This window comes from Leifsonia sp. T36S-04 (assembly GCF_042465655.1).
In the GTDB taxonomy this organism is placed as follows: domain Bacteria; phylum Actinomycetota; class Actinomycetes; order Actinomycetales; family Microbacteriaceae; genus Leifsonia.
The window spans coordinates 2,738,025-2,757,206 of the sequence record NZ_CP146286.1 but is presented as its reverse complement, the minus strand read 5'-3'; the positions used below and the strand labels follow the sequence as shown (position 1 = coordinate 2,757,206).

Below are 19,182 nucleotides of genomic sequence, written 5' to 3'. Positions count from 1 at the left end.
TCACCCCATGCGGATGAGGCCGTTGCCGAGCACGAAGACGCCGACGATCGCGAGCACGACCACGGTGATCAGCGAGCCGTTGCCCGCGATCCACGTCCGGGTCGATTCGAGCCAGGGGCGGGTGCGCTTGCTCGACGACAGGGCCACCACCACGAGCGCGATCACGGTCGACGTGCTGATCAGGGTGTAGACGGCGAGTGAGACGGCGAACTGCCATCCGGTCAGCGTCGCCCCGCTGATGGCGAGCCCGGCGGCGATGCTCAGCAGTATCGCCTTCGGCCGCACGGCAAGCCCGAACCCGAGTGCGAGCGACGACCACGGCCCCAGCGCCCCGACCGTGCGGAGCCATCGCGGCTCGGCGGCGGAGGGGGTGCGCGGCCGTCGCCGCCACTCGACGACGGCGAGCACCTCCAGCGCGATGCCGATCACGATCTCCACGATGCCGATCGCGACCTGGGGTGTCCGGTTCGGCGAGAGCGGCAGGGTGCGCGCGAACAGGGCGAAGACGAAGGTGACGGTCCCGATACCGACCACGAGGCCGAGGAGGAACGGGATGGAGGAGCGCCGCTGATTCGGTGACAGCAGGATGATGATCGCTGCGGTGATCGTGACCGAGCTGATCGCCCCCGCGACTGCGAGGGGGAGGAGGTGCCCGAGTGCGTCCCACATGGTGAAGCAAGGAAACCATGCGCCGGGTGCCCGGCGACAGGGCGTCTCTCGTGCGAATGTCGTGCCCGGGCGGGTCCGCCGCCTCTAGTGTGGGCCCATGAGCGAGTCCGCGCCGCGTGCGCGCATCGGAGTGGTCGCCGAAGCCGGCGCCGAGAGCCGGGTGGCCGCGACACCGGTCACCGTCCCCAAGCTGATCGCCCTGGGATACGACGTGGTCGTCGAGACGGGTGCCGGATCGGCCTCCTCCTTCCCGGATGCCGCGTACGCCGCCGCGGGCGCAACCGTGGTCGACCACCTCACGGCATGGGGTGCGGCGATCGTGCTGAAGGTGAATCCGCCGACGGCGGCCGAGATCGACGCGCTCGCCGACGGGGGCACCCTCATCTCCACGCTGAGCCCCGCTCTGCGGCCGGACCTGCTGGAGGCGCTCGCCACGCGGCACATCACGGCTATCGCGCTGGATGCGGTGCCGCGGATCTCGCGGGCCCAGTCGATGGACGTGCTCAGCTCCATGGCCAACATCTCGGGCTATCGGGCCGTCATCGAGGCCGCCAACGAGTTCGGTCGCTTCTTCACCGGCCAGGTCACTGCCGCGGGGAAAGTGCCTCCGGCGAAGGTGCTCGTCGCGGGTGCAGGCGTTGCGGGTCTCGCGGCGATCGGGGCGGCATCCAGCCTGGGTGCGATCGTCCGCGCCACGGATCCCCGGCCCGAGGTGGCCGACCAGGTCGCCTCCATCGGCGGTGAGTATCTGAAGGTGATCGTTCCAGACGAAACGACGCAGGCGTCCGCCGACGGCTACGCGAAGGCCACCAGCGATGCCTACAACCGTCGCGCTGCCGAGATCTACTCGGAGCAGGCGGCCGACGTGGACATCGTGATCACGACGGCGCTCATCCCGGGCCGTCCGGCGCCGCGCCTCCTCACCGCCGCTGACGTCGCGTCGATGCGCGGGGGAAGCGTGATCGTCGACATGGCCGCGGCCCAGGGCGGGAACGTCGAAGGCTCGGTCGCGGGGGAAAGGGTCGTGACCGACAACGGGGTCGTCATCCTGGGGTACACCGACCTGCCCGGCCGCCTTCCCCAGCAGGCGTCCCAGCTGTTCGCGACCAACCTGTTCAATCTGCTGAAGCTCCTCACGCCGGGGAAGCAGGGTCTCCTCACGCTCGACTTCGACGACGTCGTACAGCGCACGGTGACCGTCGTCCGGGATGGAGTGGTCACGTGGCCGCCGCCGCCCGTGCAGGTCTCGGCGGCGCCGCCCGCCTCCGTTCCGCCCGCTGAATCCGCGGCCATCGCCTCCCCGTCGCCGGCCGCCGCGAAGAAGGGCGGGTCGCCGGCGAGGCGGACCGCCCAGGTGCTGGCGGGCGCCGCGGTGCTGTTCCTGGTGTGCGCATTCGCGCCGCCCCCGCTCCCGCAGCACTTCCTCGTGCTGACCCTCGCGATCGTGGTCGGCTTCTACGTCATCGGCCACGTCACCCACGCCCTCCACACCCCGCTGATGAGCGTGACGAACGCCATCTCCGGGATCATCGTGGTCGGCGCCATGGTCCAGTTCGTCGTTCCGAACGTGACCGTTCAGATCCTGGCCGCGATCGCCGTGCTCCTCGCGAGCATCAACATCTTCGGCGGGTTCGCCGTCACCCGTCGCATGCTCGCGATGTTCCAGAAGGGCGACCCGCGATGATCCCGATCGCCGGTGCGGTCGCGGACGCCGCCTACATCGTCGCGGCCCTCCTGTTCATCCTGAGCCTTGCGGGGCTCAGCAGGCACGAGACGAGTCGCCGCGGCGTCGTGTTCGGCATGGTCGGCATGGCCATCGCGCTGGTCGCCACCGTCGTCCTCGTCCTCACCGGTGCGTCGGGCGAACCGCTGGCGCTGGGGCTGCTGGTCGTCGCGGTGGTGCTCGGCGGTGCGATCGGGCTCTGGCGGGCCCGCATCGTCCAGATGACCGGGATGCCGGAGCTGATCGCGCTCCTGCATTCCTTCGTCGGTCTTGCCGCCGTCCTGGTCGGCTGGAACGGCGCGCTCTACAGCACCGGGCTGACCGGGGCACTGGCCGACATCCACCACGCCGAGGTGTTCGTCGGTGTCTTCATCGGCGCGGTGACGTTCACCGGATCGATCGTGGCGTTCCTCAAGCTGTCGGCCCGAATCTCCTCACGGCCGCTGATGCTGCCGGGCAAGAACATCCTGAACGTCGGCGCGCTGGTGGTCTTCGTGGCCTTGACGGTCTGGTACGTCGTGACTCCGCAGCTCTGGCTGCTCGCGGTCGTCACGGCGGTCGCGCTGGCGCTCGGCTGGCATCTGGTCGCCTCGATCGGCGGGGGCGACATGCCGGTCGTCATCTCGATGCTCAACAGCTACTCCGGATGGGCCGCCGCAGCCGCGGGATTCCTCCTCGACAACGACCTCCTCATCGTGACCGGCGCCCTCGTGGGCTCGTCGGGTGCCTACCTCAGCTACATCATGTGCAAGGCGATGAACCGGTCCTTCCTCTCCGTGATCGCGGGTGGATTCGGCATCGAGGCGCCGAAGAGCAGCGCCGACGTGACGGGCGAGTACCGCGAGACCGACGCGGAGACGGCGGCCGAGCTGCTGGCGGGAGCATCGACGGTCGTCATCACCCCGGGCTACGGAATGGCCGTGGCCCAGGCACAGCACGGCGTCGCCGACCTGGTACGGCTGCTCCGCGACCGCGGGATCGACGTTCGGTTCGGAATCCACCCCGTCGCCGGCAGGCTCCCGGGGCACATGAATGTGCTGCTCGCCGAGGCGAAGGTGCCGTACGACATCGTGCTCGAGATGGATGAGATCAACGACGACTTGGCGGAGACGGACGTCGTCCTCGTCATCGGCGCGAACGACACGGTGAACCCGGCCGCCGCGGAGGACCCGGGAAGCCCCATCGCCGGCATGCCGGTGCTGCGGGCGTGGGAGGCGCGCGACGTCATCGTCTTCAAACGGTCGATGGCGTCCGGATATGCGGGGGTGCCGAATCCGTTGTTCTACCGCGAGAACGCACAGATGCTGTTCGGGGACGCGAAGGAGAAGGTGGAGGAGATCGTCTTCCAGCTCTCCCGTGGTTGAGCCCGTGGTCTCGGCGGGTCTAGGGTCGCGGCATGTGCAGGAACATCCACACTCTCCATAATTTCGAGCCCGCCGCCACGTCGGACGAAGTCCAGGCCGCCGCTCTGCAGTACGTCCGCAAGATCGCCGGCACGACGAAGCCCTCGAAGGCCAATCAGGAGGCCTTCGACCACGCCGTGCACGAGATCGCGCACCTGACGCAGCACCTGCTGGACGACCTGGTCGCCACGACCCCGCCGAAGAACCGCGAGGAGGAGGCGGAGAAGGCGCGGGCCCGCGCCGTGCGCTCCGGGCGGTACGCCGCGGCGTAACCGCCCGCCTCAGGCCTGCGGGGCTCCCGAGAGGCGGTAGGACGCGAAGAACGTCCCGCCGTAGAGGGCGGCCGCGACCAGGAAGCCGGTGGCCATCACGTAGGAGGCCCAGTCGTTGCCGGTGATCATCGTGCCGACGCCGGCGAGGAACGTGACGATGATCACCACGAGCCCCCACGACGCCAGACGCTGGCCGACTCCTGCGGCCCGGGCGGCGAGAAGGGCCCGCACGGCGATGACGACCAGACCGATCGCCACCAGGATGTGCAGGATCACGATGATCGTGTCGACGACGACGACGAACGTGCCCTCCGGCTCGCCGATCAGGTTGGCGGCCATGCCGAGCAGGAATTGAACAGCCAGTGCGGTCAGGGCCTCGCGGGAACGCCGGCGAAGGCTCTCCAACGATCCCGGCGCGGTGACGGATGCGGACATGAGGCGCTCCCCTCCTCGAAATCAGCGACTGCTGCGCCGATATTCTGCTCCGCCGCCCCCCTGCCGGGATAGGCCCGACTCGCCGGGCCGTGCGGCGTGTTGCACTGCGCTCGGTCTTGCCGCCAATCTAGGGCCTGAGCGCCATTCCGGGCAGCGAGTCTCAGCGAGGTGAGCACCATGACGGCACAGGTCGACACGCCGGTCGCCGAGACGACCGATCGCACCATCATGGTCGCGCCGAAGCGCGACTTCCACGGCATCCTGCGGGCCGGGGCGCTCGCATCCATCGTCCTCGTCGCGGCCGTGATCGTGGCGGTGGTGTGGGCCAACATCGGCGGGTATGACGCCTTCTGGAGCCAGCGGCTCGTGCTCCAGGTGGGCGACCTCACGCTGTCCTACGATCTGCGCACCTGGGTGAACAGCGGACTGATGACGTTCTTCTTCCTCGCGGTCGGTCTGGAGGCCCGGCGCGAGTTCGACCTCGGCGACCTGCGCGACCGGAGGCGGTTGATCCTCCCGCTCGCCGTCGGGCTTCTCGGGATGGCCGTTCCGGTGGCGATCTACCTCGCCTTCAACACCGGGCTCGAATCCGCGCGCGCGTGGGGCGTCGCGATGTCGACGGACACCGCGTTGGCGCTCGGCATCCTCACCCTCCTGGCGCGGCGGGCGCCGAAGCGGACGCGCACCTTTCTTCTGACGGCGTTCGTGGTCGACGACGTGGCCGCGCTCATCATCATCGGCGCGTTGTACAGCGGCCCCATCTCACCCATCCCGCTGATGCTCGCGGTGCTCGCGTTCGTGGGCATCCTCATCGCCCGCAGGGTCGGGAGGACGATCGGCCGGGCGATGGCGGTCCTCCTCGGCATCGGGATGTGGCTGGCTCTGCTGCTGAGCGGGATCGACCCGGTGGTCTCGGGGCTCGCGATCGGCTTGGCCACCACCGCCTACGTTCCGTTGCGCTCGGACCTGGAGCGGGCCACGGGGCTGGTGAGGAACTACCGGGAGGCGCCGACCGCCGAACTAGCGCGGTCCGCCGCGGTCGGCCTCGCCGACTCGCTCTCCGAGAACGAGCGCATCCTCTACCGGCTCAGCCCGTGGACCAGCTACGTCGTCGTGCCGGTGTTCGCGCTGGCGAACGCCGGGGTGGCCATCTCGGCGGAGCTTCTCGCTCGGGCCGTCAGCAGCCCCATCACCCTCGGGATCGTCGTGGGATACGTGATCGGCAAACCGGTCTCCGTCGCGGGAACGGCGTGGTTGGTGACGAAGCTGTCGGGGGGCAGGATCCGGCCCCAGGTGGGGTGGCTCTCCGTGCTCGGGAGCGGCACGGCTGCGGGGGTGGGCTTCACGGTGTCGCTGCTGATCGCCGGCATCGCGCTCACCGGTCCGCAGCTGGCCGAGGCGAAGATCGGCATCTTCTTCTCGGTGATCGGGTCCTCCGTCCTGACCTGGTTGGTGTTCCAGGCTGTCCGGTTCATCCCGTCGGTCGCCCGCACCCGGGCGCTCGTCGGTCAACCGGACCAGACCCTCGATCTGCTCCTGCCGGTCGATCCCGCCGTCGACCACGTGCGCGGTGCGAAGAACCCACGGGTGACGGTCGTCGAGTACGGGGACTTCGAGTGCGGCTACTGCCGGCGCGCGGAACCGGCGGCACAGGAACTGATGGACCGGCATCCCGACCTCGCCCTCGTGTGGCGGCACCTGCCGCTGAGCGACATCCATCCGAACGCCGTGCGTGCAGCGGAGGCAGCGGAGGCCGCCGGAGCCCAGGGCGCGTTCTGGCCGATGCACGACCTCCTGCTCGATCCGGACAACCCGCTGGGCATCGCGGATCTCGAGCGGTACGCCGAGCAGGTCGGGATCGATCCCGAGCGGTTCCTCGAGGACCTGGAGTCCCGGACGTACGCCGACCGGGTGGAGTCGGACATCAGCTCCGCCGACCGCAGCGGTGCCGCGGGCACTCCGACGTTCTTCATCAACGGTCAGCGCCACGACGGGGACATCGACGTCGAGTCCCTGTCGAGGGCGATCGATGCTGCCCGCGCCAACGACGCCCGCCCTGCGCGCGTCAAGGACGCCCGCCCCGCGCGCCCGTTCTGACGGGGCACGCCGCTCTATCAGACGGCGGCGGCGCGCAGGAGCTCGGCGATCCTCTTCTCGGTGGCCGCGTCCAGCGCCGTCAGTGCGAACCCGACCGGCCACATCGTGCCGTCGTCCAGCGTTGCCGCCTGCTGGAACTCGATCGTCGCGTAGCGGATCTTGAACTTCGAGCCCGGCTTGAACGCGACGACCGTCTTGCCGGCGGCGTCCGCGTAGGCGGGCATCCCGTACCAGGTCTTGGCGTTGAGGGAGGTGTTCTCGCCGACCAGGCGGTGGAAGGCCTCCGCGAGTTCCTTATCCGTCCCGGTCATCGCGGCGATGGCGGCCTCGCACGCCGCTGCAGCGTCCGCGCCCTCCTGGGCGGCTTTCTTCTCGGCGACGGCGGCCTTGATGGCGGCCTTCTCCTCTTTGCTGAATGTGGTGGCCATGGTGTCCCCTTCTCTGGCTGAGCTGGGTTCACTCTACGGTTCAGGCCACGGCCACCACTTCTCGAATCCTGCTCGATCCAGCGGTGTCAGGCGGCGCGCGCCTGGGAAGGCGCGAACAGGTCGGCTACGGATTCCGAGTCGCCCCCGACGCAGACGAAGAAGACGAAGTCCACCGCAGAATCGACTGCCACCACGGTGTCCACGTTCTCCCACGTCTCGGCGGGTACGTCGACGAGGCGCCCCATGTGGAGTTCCCGGCGCTCGGAGTCGCGTGCGGTGCCCTGCACGGTGAAGAAGGCGTCCAGACTCTCGTCCTCCGAGGCGTCGGCGAGCCAGCCGATCAGCGGGGTGCGGGCCTCGGTACTGATGGGCATCGCCGCGAACAGGGAGGCCGACAGGCGTTCGATGCCGACGCCTGCTGTCAGCGCTGCCCTGCCCTCCGCGATGCGCGGTGACGCGATCGCCAGCCACTGGCCGGGTCGGATTGTTTCTATTGCTGCGAGAAGCGGACCCGCAACGGGTCCCTCATAGTTTTCGGTCATGAAAGCTTCGGGTACTTTCGGGATTTGGCAGGGACGACGAACGGCGCCCCGCGGACCCCCACATCGCCCGCGCACAGCGGACCTCCGGCGACGACGTCGCACGAGCCCCCGTACGGCTTCGGGACCGACCGGGGTACACAAAACCTACGCCCGCGTCCGCGAGAACGAGGACACCCTAATGGGGGTCATTTCAGTCAAGTTTGTTAACCTTGCCGTGAGACACTCACCTCATGGCGAAAGAAGTCTCCGATGAGGACACGATCCAGCAGGTCGTCGAGCGTCTGCAGGAGAAATTCCCCGACACCCCCAAGGCCGACATCGAGAATGCGACCCGGACCGAGTTCGCCGAGTTCGCCGGTCGGCCGGTGAGGGACTACCTCGCGATCCTCGTCGAGCGGTCGGCGAAGAAGCGGCTCAAGAAGGCCGCCGGTTCCGCCGGCTGAGTCACGGACTCACGCCGCGGCGGCGCGCTGCCCGGGCATGGTGCGCCCGGGCCGCGATCACGCGCGGCGGATCTCCCGAGCTGCCGGGCAGTCGAAGGGATCGCGGGCGGCCAGTCCCACGCGGTTGAGGTACTGGATCACGATGCGGTACGAGGTGATCAGTCCGGTCTCCGTGTAGGGGATGCCGTGGGTCGCGCAGTGCTCCCGGACCAGGATGCGGGCTCGACGCAGGTGCGGCCGCGCCATGCTCGGGAACAGGTGGTGCTCGATCTGGTGGTTGAGGCCGCCCATCAGGGCGCTCATCGACCAGCCGCCGCGGATGTTGCGCGACGTGAGGACCTGCTTGTTGAGGAAGTCGACGCGGGAGCCGGCCGGCAGCAGCGGCATTCCCTTGTGGTTCGGGGCGAAGGATGCCCCCATGTAGACGCCGAAGACGGCGAGCTGGACGCCCAGGAAGGCGAACGCCATGCCCAGCGGAAGCATCAGGAAGACGATGGCGACGACGACCGAGAGACGGACCGCGATGGCGACGAGTTCGCTCGTGCGGCGCTCCACGGGTCCCCGGCTCAGCAGTGAGCGCACCGATGTGATGTGCAGGTTCACGCCCTCGAGCAGCAGGAGCGGAAAGAAGAGGTAGCCCTGGCGACGGGTGATGGCGGCGAGGAGCCCACGCTGGCGGGCCGCATCCTCCTCGGTGAAGGAGATCGTGTCGAACGCGATGTCGGGGTCTTTGCCGACCGTATTCGGATTGGCGTGGTGACGCGTGTGCTTGGTCATCCACCACTGGTAGCTCATGCCCACGAGCCAGGTGGCGATGAGGCGTCCGGCGCGGTCGTTGCTCGGACCCGACGCGAACACCTGGCGGTGCGAGGCCTCGTGGCCGAGGAACGCGAACTGGGTGAAGATCAGGCCGAGGGCGGCAGCGATGATGAGCTGGAACCACGAGTCGCCCAGGAGCACGAAACCGACACCGGCGCCGGCGAGGGCGACCGTGAGCAGCACGAACACCGTGATGTAGAAGCCGCGCCGGCGCTCCAGGAGGCCTTCGGCGCGGACGCGCCCGAGCAGCTCGTTGTACGTGCTGGTGACGGCGGGACGGTTCTCGGTGCGCGGTCGCGTCCGAACGACCGGGCCGAGGGTGGGTGCGCTCATGGAATCCTTGCTGTCGTCTTTCCGACTTCCCAGCCGAGGATGTGGGGCGTTGACCCTAGATGACGCAACCTTAGGCGCGGTTTCTGGGTGTTGGCGGCGAGTACGCTGGCCTGTCGGCTTCCGGCGTACGGTGAGCGACATGCAGACCTTCCTGCCCTATGCGTCCTTCGGCCGGAGCGTGCGCCTGCTGGACCGCGCCCGCCTGGGCAAACAGCGTGTGGAGGCGCTGCAGGTGCTGCGCGCGATCACCGTTCCGGGCTATGGATGGCGCAACCACCCGGTGGCGAAGATGTGGCGGGGATACGTCCCCGCGCTCACGAAGTACGCGCTGGAATCCGCGGACGCCTGGATCGAGCTCGGCCACGCCGACACCGTCCGGCCGCAGGTGCTCGAGTTCGCGCCCGACGTCGCAGGCCAGTCACAGGACGACCTCGACCTGCCGCCGTGGATCGGCGACGCCGCGTTCCACCGGAGCCACCGGTCGAACCTCGTGCGCAAGGACCCGGAGTTCTACCGCCCGCTGTTCCCCGATGTCCCGGACGACCTCGCCTACGTCTGGCCCGGCGCGACCCGGGAGGCCGACGGGACGCCCTCCCGCACGCCGTTCCCACGCACTAGCCTGCTGCCGTGCTGATCTACTCGATGGGCGTCTCCGCGGATGGCTTCATCGCCGATGACGAGGGCGGGTTCGACTTCACCGCCCCGAGCGACGAGCAGTTCCGCTTCCAGCTCGCCCAGGTCGGACGGCTCGGCGGGTACCTGCTCGGCCGACGGCTGTACGAGACGATGCTGGTCTGGGAGACGGACGCCAGCCTCCGGCGGCCGGCTTCGGGAGCGGCGTTCGCGGACGTCTGGGCGGCGCTTCCCAAGGTGGTGTTCAGCCGGACCCTTCGCGAGGTGGACGGCAGCGGACGGCTCGCCGAAGCACCCCTCGCGGACGAGATCGCCGCCGCCCTGGGATCGACCGACAAGGACGTCTCGATCGGAGGCGCCGACCTGGCCGCGGAGGCCATCGCCCTCGACCTCGTGGACGAGTACCGGCTCTTCCGCTATCCCATCGCGATCGGAGGAGGGACCCGGTACTGGCCGCCGCTCGAACAGGAGCTCCCGCTCACGCTGGTCGGAACGCGGACATTCGGCGGCCGCGTCGTCTACGAGCAGTACCGCCGCCTGCGCTACGGGTGACCCGGCGGATCTAGCCACGGCCCACTCTTACCGGGATCTGACCTCTTTTCTTCGACCGCCCGAACCGCGCCGCGACTGCCTTGTACTGTGAATCAGTGACCGGCTCTCTCTCCCGACTCATCTACGTAGACGACTCCGGGGATCCTCAGAGGGGATGGATCGTCTACGCGTGGGTTGAGGTCTCTCCGGCTGGGTGGCGCCTGGCATTGAGAGAATGGCTTGAACTCCGGAAGACGCTCTGGCGCGACTACGGAATCCCGCCAGCGGTAGAACTGCATACGACCAACTACGTCAATGGTCGGGACCGAGTCTCCACCAATCCGCCTGCTCGCTTCGTCCACGACGGGATTGTGTATTGGAAGGATCTGGGCCGAGAGGTCGCGGAACGCTGCCTTGAGGTCTTGCGGGATTGTGAGCACATCCGGACGGGTGCCATTTGGAAGCAGACAAGCTCGCGAGGGTCGGCGTACGCCGCTGAAAAAGGTCGCGTTTACGCGTCCTTGATCGAACGATGGGACGCGGAACATCGCGCCGCCGGGGATTTCGTGTTCGTGGGCATGGATGGGGACGGCTCGGACGCGACCTACTTCGACGCCCATCGAGCGCTCAAGCTCGACAATCGGCACGTGATCGAGGACCCGATGTTCCACGATTCGAGGCGATCGCAATGGACCCAGATGGCGGACCTGGTCGCGTATTCGGCATATGCACACGTCAATCGGCACGCGCACAATGCGTTCGCTTGGAGCTGGTACGAGGACTTCCTCAGAAGAGCGGATGCCGTGTGCGAACACAATAACGAGGTCGACTAAACAGCAAGGCCCCCGTATCCACGTGTGTGGCGGGAGCCTGCGTAACCAACCCTACTACGGTTCCTCCTCTGGCGCTCCCGGCGGATCTAGCCACGGGGATGCGCGAACCCATAGCCTCCGCTTGTGGATCTCGAACTCACCAGTAAGCGTGCCGTCGTCACCGGAGCCAGTCGCGGGATCGGCTTGGCCATCGTCCGAGCCCTCCTCCGTGAGGGCGCGTCCGTGATCGGGGTCGCCCGGAAGGGCACACCCGAGACCACCGCCGCCCAGGACGAGGGCGACTTCCGGCTCCTCGAAGCCGACCTGGGAGGCAACGACGGAATCCTCGCCGTCGCGGGCCTGATCGAGGGTCCGGTCGACATCCTGATCAACAACGTCGGATCGGCTCCGCCGCGGCCGGGCGGCTTCCCGTCCATCACGGACGAGCAGTGGACGGGCACCTACCAGCTGAACGCCCTCGCCGCCGTGCGGACGACGCGCGCGCTGTTCGACCGCATCCCGGACGGCGGCTCGATCGTGAACATCGCGTCCGAGAACGCGATCCTCGCCGATCCACTGGTGATGGACTACAGCGCCGCGAAGGCCGCGCTGCTGAGCTTCACCAAGTCGCTCTCGAAGGAAGTCGGGCATCGCGGCATCCGGGTCAACTCCATCAGCCCGGGACCGGTCGCGACCGACCTGTGGCTGGGCGGCGGCGGTGTCGCGCAGACCGTTGCCGCGGCGACCGGTGCCGACCCCGCGCAGGTGCGCCGTGGCGCGGAGGAGTCGATGGTGACCGGGCGCTTCACGACACCGGATGAGGTGGCCGCGCTCGCGGTCATGCTGGCGAGCCCGGTGCTCGGCAACCTGACCGGTGCGGATGTCGTCATCGACGGAGGCCTCCGGCAGACGATGTGACCGCCTGCTCGCCGCCGGGTGCGGTCAGGCGGAGAGGTCCCGCACGAAGGTGAGCAGCTGGAGCTCGCGCCCATCCGGGAGCGCGATGACGCCTTCGCGCTCGGAGCGCCGGCTGAAGCCGAGCTTGTAGTACAGGGCGTGCGCCCCTACCATGTCCGGTCCGCTGTTCAGGACGACCGCCCGCTGTCCGCGCGCCGCCGCCTGATCGAGGGCGAACTCGGTGAGCCGGACGCCGAGCCCGCGTCCCCGCGCCGACGGATGCGTGGCGAGCAGCCGGAAGTACAGTTCGTCCTCCGCGATGTGGCCGCCGTTGTCCCGGCCGGGGCGGAGCAGGGCGATGGTTCCGAGCAGCTCGCCGGTCGCCTCGTCCTCGGCGACGAAGAACTCGAAGTCGTCCGCGAGGGCTTCGGGATGCTTCAGCTCCTCCCGGTAGTGCTCCGGGAGGTCGTCGTAGTCGTGGGTGTACGCCGCGTGCGTCAGCTCGCCGATCGCTGGATACTCGCTCGCCGCTGCGCTCCTGATGCGGATGCTCGTGCCGTCCATCCCGCTACCGTAAGCTCCCGCAGGAGTTTCGGCCGAATCCGCTGCGAATCTCCTGCAGCACTGCCAATGGAAGGAGATTTCGCGGCGAACCTCCTTCGATCGCCGGCGGGCCGTCTCGGCCGTGCGAACCTAGGGGGTGCACACGGCGAGCGGCCGGTGCGGCAGGAGAGACGATGAGCACGACCACCACGCGACAGCTGGACCTGACGCTTCTGCTGATGCTCGCGCTCACGTTCTCGACCGGCATCGTGGATGCGGTCGGCTATCTCGGTCTCGACAAGGTGTTCGCCGGCAACATGACCGGGAACGTCGTGGTGCTCGGGATGGCGCTCGCGGGCGCCGAGGGCCTGCCCTGGGTGGGCCCGCTGGTCGCGCTCTTCGCCTTCATGGCCGGGGCGGTGATCGGCGGCCGGACGCTGCGCCGCGAGTCGATCGGGTGGAACACCCGCACCAGCTGGTCCTTCACGGGTGTGGCGATCGCACTGGCGGTGCTGACAGTCGCGACCCTCTTCACCGGCGGTGTTCCCCCGCAGCCGTGGCAGCTCGCCATCAGCACGCTTCTCGCCGCGGCCATGGGCTTCCAGGCGGCCGTTGCGCGTCACCTCGCCGTGAAGGATGTGACGACCGTGGTGGTGACCTCCACCATCACCGGACTCGCCGCGGACTCACGGCTCGCGGGCGGCTCCGGTCAGCCGTGGCGTCGCCGGGCCGCGGCCGTCGTGCTGATCGCCCTCGGCGCACTGGTCGGCGCCGCGCTGCTGCGCGTGCACGTCGCGGCGCCGCTCGGTCTCGCCGCCGTGATCAGCGCTGGGGCCGCCGTGCTCGGCCACGTGGCTGCGCACGAGTCCCGGGGCGCAGCTCCCGTCAGCGGGACGCCTCCGACGGCGCGCCCTCGCGCGTGATGATGGCGGCAGGGCTTTCGCTGCCGTCGTCGTCCAGCTTCACTCGAAGCGGCCTGCGGAGGGCCCGGGTGATGACGAGCAGGGTGATGATGCCGATCGCCAGCCAGACGATCCCGTAGGTCAGCGCGTCGAGGTGCAGGTTGGCCCAGAGGACGCCGGTCAGCACCATCCCGATCCCGGGCAGGACGATGTTGCGCACCACCTGGGCGGCGCCACGGCGCTCACGGCGACGGATCGCGAAGTGGATGATCACTGTCGCGTTCACGACGGTGAAGGCGATGAGCGCCCCGAAGTTGATCATCGACGAGACGAACTCGAGGGTGAACGCCGCCGCCAGCAGAGAGACCGCCCCGACCAGCAGGACCGCGGTCGCGGGCGTGCGGAACCGCGGGTGGATGTACGAGAGGCCGCGAGAGACGCGCCCGTTGCCGTTGCGCGCCATCACGTAGATCATGCGGGAGACGCTCGCGTGCGAGGCGAGGCTGGAGGCGACCGCTGCCGCCACCGCGGCGGAGATGAACAGGATCTGGAAGAGCAGCCCGCCGGTCTTCAGTGCGATCTCGGGGAGCGTGTCGTCGGTGAAGTGGAAGCCGGCGAGGTCCGGGAACCGCGACTGGGCGAACCAGGCGGCCACGAAGAAGATCGCACCGCCGATCATCAGGGCAAGCACGATCGCGCGGGGCACCGTCCGCGCATCCTTCGCCTCCTCTGTGTACATCGTGATCGCGTCGAACCCGATGAACGAGAAGCAGACGACGGTCGCCCCGCCGATCACCGCGCCGAGGTGCACGCCGGAATGGAGGAGGGGCGCCAGGCTGAACGGGGTGCCGTTGCCCGCGCCGTTGTTGAGGGCGGTCCAGGTCAGGACGACGAACACGGCGATCAGCACGATCTGGAACACGACCAGGATCCCGTTCACACGGGAGGTCGACGACATGCTGAACAGGTTCATCGCCGTGATGACGGCGACGTAGCCGACCACCCAGATCCAGCCCGGGACCTGCGGGAAGAACGACTCGAGGTAGAGCCGCACGATGAGGGCGTTCACCAGCGGGAGCAGCAGGTAGTCGAGGAGCGAGGACCAGCCGACGAGAAAGCCGACGTTCGGGTGGATGGTCTCTGAGGCGTACGTGTACGCCGACCCCGCCGACGGGTATACCCGCGTCATCCGCCCGTAACTGATCGCCGTGAACACCATGGCCACTAGAGCGACGAGGTAGGCGGCCGGGACGACGCCGTCGGTCTCTCCGGTGACGATGCCGAACGTGTCGAAGACGGTCATCGGCGTCATGTAGCCGAGGCCGAGACCGACGATCGCCCAGAGGCCGAGGGATCGTCGCAGCGTGGGTGCGGAGGTGGAGGGCACGCGAGCTCCTTCGCTCTTGTCAGGGTCCCGTCATCCTAAACGAAGGGAGTACGAAATCCGAAGTCGAGACAACGGATTACATAGGCATATGGCCGCTTTCGGTGATGATCGAGTCGAGAAATCCCCATTTCGCAGACGAATCCGGTAGTGTGCCCTTCGTCCGAACAGCCAACACAACGGAGCTGATAGCAATGAGCAGCATCGAACGGGACGTCGTCATCGTCGGCGCTGGAGCCTCCGGTCTCACCGCCGCGACCGAACTGAAGAAGGCCGGCCTGACCGTCGCCGTGCTCGAAGCGCGCGACCGCGTCGGCGGCCGCCTGTGGACCGACGACATCGACGGCGCGACCCTCGAGATCGGCGGCCAGTGGGTCTCCCCGGACCAGGATGCGCTCATCGAGACGCTCGCTGATCTCGGCCTCGAGACCTACAGCCGCTACCGCGAGGGCATCAACATCTACCTCGGAGAGAAGGGCGAGCGCCGCACGTTCGAGGGTGAGATCTTCCCGGTCGCCCCCTCCACCGAGAAGGAGATCGTCGGGCTCATCGAGCGGCTGGATCAGCTGGTCGCCGAGATCGATCCCGACCGGCCGTGGGCCCACCCGCGGGCGAAGGAGCTCGACGAGATCTCCTTCCGCCGCTGGCTCGAGACGCAGACCGACGACGAGGAGGCACGGCAGAACATCGGCATGTTCATCGCGGGCGCCATGCTCACCAAGCCGGCCCACGCCTTCTCGGCGCTGCAGGCGCTGCTCATGGCGGCCAGCGCGGGCAGCTTCTCGAACCTCGTCGACGCCGACTTCATCCTCGACAAGCGGGTCAAGGGCGGCCTGCAGCAGGTGCCGCTGCTCCTGGCCGAGCGGCTGGGCGACGACGTGCACCTGAGCGCACCGGTGCGGACGCTGCGGTGGGACGAGACCGGCGTCACGGCGATCGCGGACGGGGTCGAGGTGCGCGCCCGCTTCGCCATCCTCGCCGTTCCGCCCGTACTGATCAGCCGGATCTCGTACGAGCCGCCGCTGCCGCGCCGCCAGCAGCAGCTGCACCAGCACCTCTCGATGGGTTTCGTCATCAAGGTGCACGCCGTCTACGAGACGCCGTTCTGGCGCGACCTCGGTTACAGCGGCACGGCCTTCAGCCCCTACGAACTGGTGCATGAGGCCTACGACAACAGCTACCACGGCGACCCGCGCGGGACGCTGGTCGGCTTCGTCTCCGACGAGGCGGCCGACGAGGTCTTCCAGCTCGCTCCCGAGGAGCGCAAGGCGCGCATCCTGGAGTCGCTCGCCCACTACTACGGGGAGCAGGCGCTGAACCCCGTCGTCTACTACGAGAGCGACTGGGGGAGCGAGGAGTGGACCCGCGGCGCGTACGCGGCCAGCTTCGACATGGGCGGCCTCGCCCGCTACGGAGCCGATCTGCGCAGACCGGTGGGCCCGATCCACTTCTCCTGCAGCGATATGGCGGGCAAGGGCTACCAGCACGTCGACGGCGCGATCCGCGTCGGCCGCGAGACGGCGGCGGCGATCGTGGCTGCGGTGGTACCCGCCTGACGGTAGCTTCGCCGCTAGCGTCGGAGATTCGGCGGCCCAGCCTTCGAATCTCCTGCAGCACCGCTTTCCGTCGGAGATTTCGGGCCTGCTCTCCTTCTTTCCGAGGGGAGAATCGAGGGATGGAGCTCCGCTACTGCCCGAGCCGCCGGGATGGCCGCGGCTGCACCCGGCCGCTGGGCCACCCGGGGCTGCATCGCTACCAGGGCGCCATGTGGTCGGACGCGGGGGCGGACCCGCTGCGCTGCCCGGGCTCCGGCCGGGCCGGCACGCCGGCGGCCACGCTCGACGACGGCTTCCCCGGCGGTCGCGCGGCCTGCCCCCACTGCCAGCGCTTCATCGAGTTGGATGCGGCCGGTCGGCTGACCGAGCACGACACCTCGGATCCGCTCGAATCCGACGCCGAAGCCGCTCAGCGCCGCGAGTGGTTCAACACGCACGGCTGGTGACGACTCAGATCTCGACGTCGCTTCCCATGGTGACCGTCCGCAGCGGCGGGAGGCCGAAGCGGGCGGCCGGGTCGGCGGCGTTGTGCGCGAGGGCGACGAACAGGGAGCGGCGCCAGCGGACCATTCCCTGGGTCCGGGTGGTGCGGATGGCTCCTCGCGAGACGAAGTAGGAGGCCTTCTTGAAGTTGGCGGCGTCGAGGGGCAGTGCCCCGGCCCGGCAGGCGGCGCGGAGCGCGCGCGGTACGTCGGTCTTGTCCGAGAACCCGAACCGGATGCTGAGGAACTCGATTCCGTCGTCCGCGTAGCCGAGGTCGTCGTACTCGAACGCCTCCTCGATCGGGACGTGCGGGACCTGTGCGGTCACGATCGCGACGATGATGACGTGCTCATGGAGGATGTGGTTGTGCTTCACGAGGGCGCGGAGCGCCAGTGGGACCGTGTCCTTGTTGGGGTGCGGAAAGATCGCGATCCCCGGCACGCGGGGGAGGTTCTCGCGGCGCACATGCTCGATGAAGTCGGTGAGCGATCCCTCTTTGCGCTGCCGGTCCTGCTGGACGAGCTGACGGCCGCGTCGCCACGTCGTCATGATGAGGATCACGGCCGCGGCGATGAGCAGTGGCACCCAGCCGCCGTTGACGATCTTCGAGAGGTTGCCGGCGAGGAACGCGAGCTCGAGACCGCCGAACGCGACGGCGGCGAGCACGATCTTCCACGGCGCCCAGTGCCACAGCGGGCGGGAGACGAGCAGCAGCAGGAGGGTGTCCACGACGAGGGCGCCGGTGACCGAGATGCCGTAGGCGGTGGACAGCCGGTCGGACGAGCCGAAGGCGAACATCACCGCGATCACGCCGAGGAACAGCAGGAAGTTGATGGCGGGCAGGTAGATCTGCCCGCCCTCGTGCTTGGAGGTCTGCCGGATGGTGAGCGGCGGGAGGAGTCCCAGCTGCACGGCCTGACGTGACAGCGAGAAGGCTCCCGAGATGACGGCCTGGCTGGCGATGACGGTCGCGACGGTGGCGAGGATCACCACGGGGAGCCGTCCCCACTCCGGGATCAGCAGGAAGAACGGGTTGGCGCGCGCCGCGGGGTTGTGCAGGATGAGCGCGGCCTGGCCGAGGTAGTTGATGGTCAGTGCGGGGAACACCAGGAAGAACCACGCGCGCCGGATGGGCGCACGGCCGAAGTGGCCCATGTCGGCGTAGAGGGCCTCTGCGCCGGTGATGACGAGGACCACCGCGCCGAGCGCGATGAACGAGATGGTCGGATGCGCGACGATGAACACGATCGCGTAGCTGGGGGAGAGGCCCAGAAGGACGGCCGGGTACTGCACCACCATGCTCAGGCCGGCGGCGGCGAGCACGGCGAACCACAGCACCATGACGGGGCCGAAGAGGACGCCGACCTTGCCGGTTCCGTAGCGCTGGACCGCGAAGAGGATCACGAGGATGACCGCCGAGATGGGCAGCACCATGTGCGAGATCGCCGGAACCGTGACGTGGAGACCCTCCACAGCCGAGAGGACACTGATCGCGGGGGTGATGATCGAGTCGCCGTAGAACAGGGCGACGCCGACGATTCCGATGACGAGCAGAGTGCCGGCACGGGATGCGTTGCCCGCGTAGAGACGCTTGGCCAGCGCGGCAAGGGCCATGACGCCGCCTTCGCCGTCATTGTCCGCGCGCATCAGGATGCCGAGGTATTTGATCGAGACGATGATCGTGACGCTCCAGAACATGAGCGAGATCACGCCGAAGACGTCCTCCTGCTCGGCGCCGACAGCGCCACCGTCGAGCAGGAAGACGGTTTTCAGTGCATAAAGGGGGCTGGTCCCGATGTCGCCGAAGACGACACCGAGCGCAGCGAGTGCGGCGCCGAACAGGGCCTTTTGCCCGCGGTTCAGCGAATGGCCGGATTGGCCCTCCGCCTCCGGGGAGGCCTTGCTCACACGCTCTTGCACATCACCCACGACGCCACCGTACTCTGGTAACGCCGCCGGCGCGGGCCCGGCCGTGAGGCCGGGCACCGGTTGCCGTCAGAGGGGGCGGATGTTTGCGGCCTGGGGTCCCTTCGGACCCTGAGCCAGGTCGTACTCGACCTTCTGGTTCTCTTCGAGGTTACGGAAACCCTGAGCGGAGATTTCGCTGTAGTGAGCGAAGACGTCGGCGCTGCCGTCATCCGGGGCGATGAAGCCGTACCCCTTCTCCGAGTTGAACCATTTGACGGTACCTTGAGCCATCGTTTTTCTTCCTTTCACGCCCTACGCAAGCTATTCAGGCGCTGGACCCCTTCATCGTACACGTGCCAATGCCGCAAA

General features: G+C 68.5%; 21 protein-coding genes. 12 read left to right on the top strand and 9 right to left on the bottom strand.

All coding sequences use genetic code 11. The features are described from left to right. Nucleotides 1-669, bottom strand: a complete 669-nt coding sequence (locus tag P3F85_RS13360; RefSeq protein WP_374008220.1) for a GAP family protein — start codon at nt 667-669, stop codon at nt 1-3. Between the two features lie 97 nt (nt 670-766). Here P3F85_RS13360 and P3F85_RS13355 point away from each other — a divergent pair, with 97 nt between their 5' ends. Genes P3F85_RS13355 through P3F85_RS13345 form a run of 3 tightly spaced genes read left to right on the top strand, consistent with a single transcriptional unit; the run spans nt 767 to nt 4,067 of the window. Next, nucleotides 767-2,353, top strand: a complete 1,587-nt coding sequence (locus P3F85_RS13355) for a Re/Si-specific NAD(P)(+) transhydrogenase subunit alpha (RefSeq protein WP_374008218.1) — start codon at nt 767-769, stop codon at nt 2,351-2,353. Next, the gene (gene pntB / locus P3F85_RS13350) at nt 2,350-3,756 is read left to right on the top strand and encodes a Re/Si-specific NAD(P)(+) transhydrogenase subunit beta (RefSeq protein WP_374008216.1); all 1,407 of its coding nucleotides are present in this window, start codon (nt 2,350-2,352) and stop codon (nt 3,754-3,756) included. Before P3F85_RS13355 ends, pntB begins: the two co-directional genes overlap by 4 nt. A 32-nt stretch (nt 3,757-3,788) precedes the next feature. After that, entirely contained in the window at nt 3,789-4,067 is a 279-nt protein-coding gene (locus P3F85_RS13345; RefSeq protein WP_374008214.1) for a DUF2277 domain-containing protein, read from the top strand. 9 nt (nt 4,068-4,076) lie between these two features. Here the strand turns inward: P3F85_RS13345 and P3F85_RS13340 are convergent, their stop codons facing one another. Further along, nucleotides 4,077-4,502 carry a hypothetical protein gene (locus P3F85_RS13340; protein WP_374008212.1) on the bottom strand — a complete coding sequence of 142 codons (426 nt, stop codon included), beginning with the start codon at nt 4,500-4,502 and terminating at the stop codon, nt 4,077-4,079. Between the two features lie 177 nt (nt 4,503-4,679). On the opposite strand from P3F85_RS13340, the gene P3F85_RS13335 reads away from it, so the two are divergent. Next, nucleotides 4,680-6,599, top strand: coding sequence for a Na+/H+ antiporter NhaA (locus P3F85_RS13335; RefSeq protein ID WP_374008210.1), 1,920 nt, complete (start codon nt 4,680-4,682; stop codon nt 6,597-6,599). A 17-nt stretch (nt 6,600-6,616) separates the two neighbouring features. On the opposite strand, the gene P3F85_RS13330 is transcribed toward P3F85_RS13335, so the two are convergent. Together P3F85_RS13330 and P3F85_RS13325 are read right to left on the bottom strand one after the other, a co-directional pair. Beyond that, a complete protein-coding gene (locus P3F85_RS13330) occupies nt 6,617-7,027 on the bottom strand; it encodes a hypothetical protein (protein ID WP_374008208.1) in 411 nt (136 codons plus the stop codon). A gap of 86 nt (nt 7,028-7,113) precedes the next feature. Beyond that, nucleotides 7,114-7,569 carry a hypothetical protein gene (locus tag P3F85_RS13325; protein WP_374008206.1) on the bottom strand — a complete coding sequence of 152 codons (456 nt, stop codon included), beginning with the start codon at nt 7,567-7,569 and terminating at the stop codon, nt 7,114-7,116. A gap of 230 nt (nt 7,570-7,799) precedes the next feature. Between P3F85_RS13325 and P3F85_RS13320 the strand changes: the two genes are divergently transcribed. Then, nucleotides 7,800-8,012: a three-helix bundle dimerization domain-containing protein gene (locus P3F85_RS13320; RefSeq protein WP_374008203.1), complete on the top strand. Its 213-nt coding sequence runs from the start codon at nt 7,800-7,802 to the stop codon at nt 8,010-8,012. A gap of 57 nt (nt 8,013-8,069) precedes the next feature. On the opposite strand, the gene P3F85_RS13315 is transcribed toward P3F85_RS13320, so the two are convergent. Beyond that, complete coding sequence (locus P3F85_RS13315; protein WP_374008201.1) at nt 8,070-9,164, bottom strand: fatty acid desaturase; 1,095 nt, start codon at nt 9,162-9,164, stop codon at nt 8,070-8,072. Nucleotides 9,165-9,303: 139 nt separating this feature from the next. On the opposite strand from P3F85_RS13315, the gene P3F85_RS13310 reads away from it, so the two are divergent. The 4 genes from P3F85_RS13310 (at nt 9,304) to P3F85_RS13295 (ending at nt 12,058) form a co-directional block, all read left to right on the top strand. After that, nucleotides 9,304-9,798: an MSMEG_6728 family protein gene (locus P3F85_RS13310; protein WP_374008199.1), complete on the top strand. Its 495-nt coding sequence runs from the start codon at nt 9,304-9,306 to the stop codon at nt 9,796-9,798. Next, complete coding sequence (locus P3F85_RS13305) at nt 9,792-10,349, top strand: dihydrofolate reductase family protein (protein WP_374008197.1); 558 nt, start codon at nt 9,792-9,794, stop codon at nt 10,347-10,349. The genes P3F85_RS13310 and P3F85_RS13305 overlap by 7 nt, the downstream gene beginning before the upstream one ends. A gap of 95 nt (nt 10,350-10,444) precedes the next feature. Continuing rightward, nucleotides 10,445-11,161: a DUF3800 domain-containing protein gene (locus P3F85_RS13300; RefSeq protein ID WP_374008195.1), complete on the top strand. Its 717-nt coding sequence runs from the start codon at nt 10,445-10,447 to the stop codon at nt 11,159-11,161. A 123-nt stretch (nt 11,162-11,284) separates the two neighbouring features. Further along, a complete protein-coding gene (locus P3F85_RS13295) occupies nt 11,285-12,058 on the top strand; it encodes an SDR family NAD(P)-dependent oxidoreductase (RefSeq protein ID WP_374008193.1) in 774 nt (257 codons plus the stop codon). Nucleotides 12,059-12,082: 24 nt separating this feature from the next. Here P3F85_RS13295 and P3F85_RS13290 read toward each other — a convergent pair whose 3' ends face one another. Then, nucleotides 12,083-12,601, bottom strand: a complete 519-nt coding sequence (locus tag P3F85_RS13290) for a GNAT family N-acetyltransferase (protein ID WP_374008191.1) — start codon at nt 12,599-12,601, stop codon at nt 12,083-12,085. A 173-nt stretch (nt 12,602-12,774) separates the two neighbouring features. On the opposite strand from P3F85_RS13290, the gene P3F85_RS13285 reads away from it, so the two are divergent. Then, nucleotides 12,775-13,503 carry a YoaK family protein gene (locus tag P3F85_RS13285; RefSeq protein ID WP_374008189.1) on the top strand — a complete coding sequence of 243 codons (729 nt, stop codon included), beginning with the start codon at nt 12,775-12,777 and terminating at the stop codon, nt 13,501-13,503. Here P3F85_RS13285 and P3F85_RS13280 read toward each other — a convergent pair. Continuing rightward, nucleotides 13,466-14,869: an APC family permease gene (locus tag P3F85_RS13280; protein ID WP_374008187.1), complete on the bottom strand. Its 1,404-nt coding sequence runs from the start codon at nt 14,867-14,869 to the stop codon at nt 13,466-13,468. The genes P3F85_RS13285 and P3F85_RS13280 overlap by 38 nt on opposite strands. 191 nt (nt 14,870-15,060) lie before the next feature. Here P3F85_RS13280 and P3F85_RS13275 point away from each other — a divergent pair, with 191 nt between their 5' ends. Together P3F85_RS13275 and P3F85_RS13270 are read left to right on the top strand one after the other, a co-directional pair. Continuing rightward, nucleotides 15,061-16,422: a flavin monoamine oxidase family protein gene (locus P3F85_RS13275; protein WP_374008185.1), complete on the top strand. Its 1,362-nt coding sequence runs from the start codon at nt 15,061-15,063 to the stop codon at nt 16,420-16,422. 119 nt (nt 16,423-16,541) lie between these two features. Then, a complete protein-coding gene (locus P3F85_RS13270) occupies nt 16,542-16,868 on the top strand; it encodes a hypothetical protein (protein WP_374008183.1) in 327 nt (108 codons plus the stop codon). A 4-nt stretch (nt 16,869-16,872) separates the two neighbouring features. On the opposite strand, the gene P3F85_RS13265 is transcribed toward P3F85_RS13270, so the two are convergent. Continuing rightward, nucleotides 16,873-18,834, bottom strand: coding sequence for a potassium transporter Kup (locus P3F85_RS13265; RefSeq protein ID WP_374008181.1), 1,962 nt, complete (start codon nt 18,832-18,834; stop codon nt 16,873-16,875). Between the two features lie 66 nt (nt 18,835-18,900). Beyond that, a complete protein-coding gene (locus P3F85_RS13260; RefSeq protein WP_374008179.1) occupies nt 18,901-19,104 on the bottom strand; it encodes a cold-shock protein in 204 nt (67 codons plus the stop codon). Nucleotides 19,105-19,182: the final 78 nt, after the last annotated feature.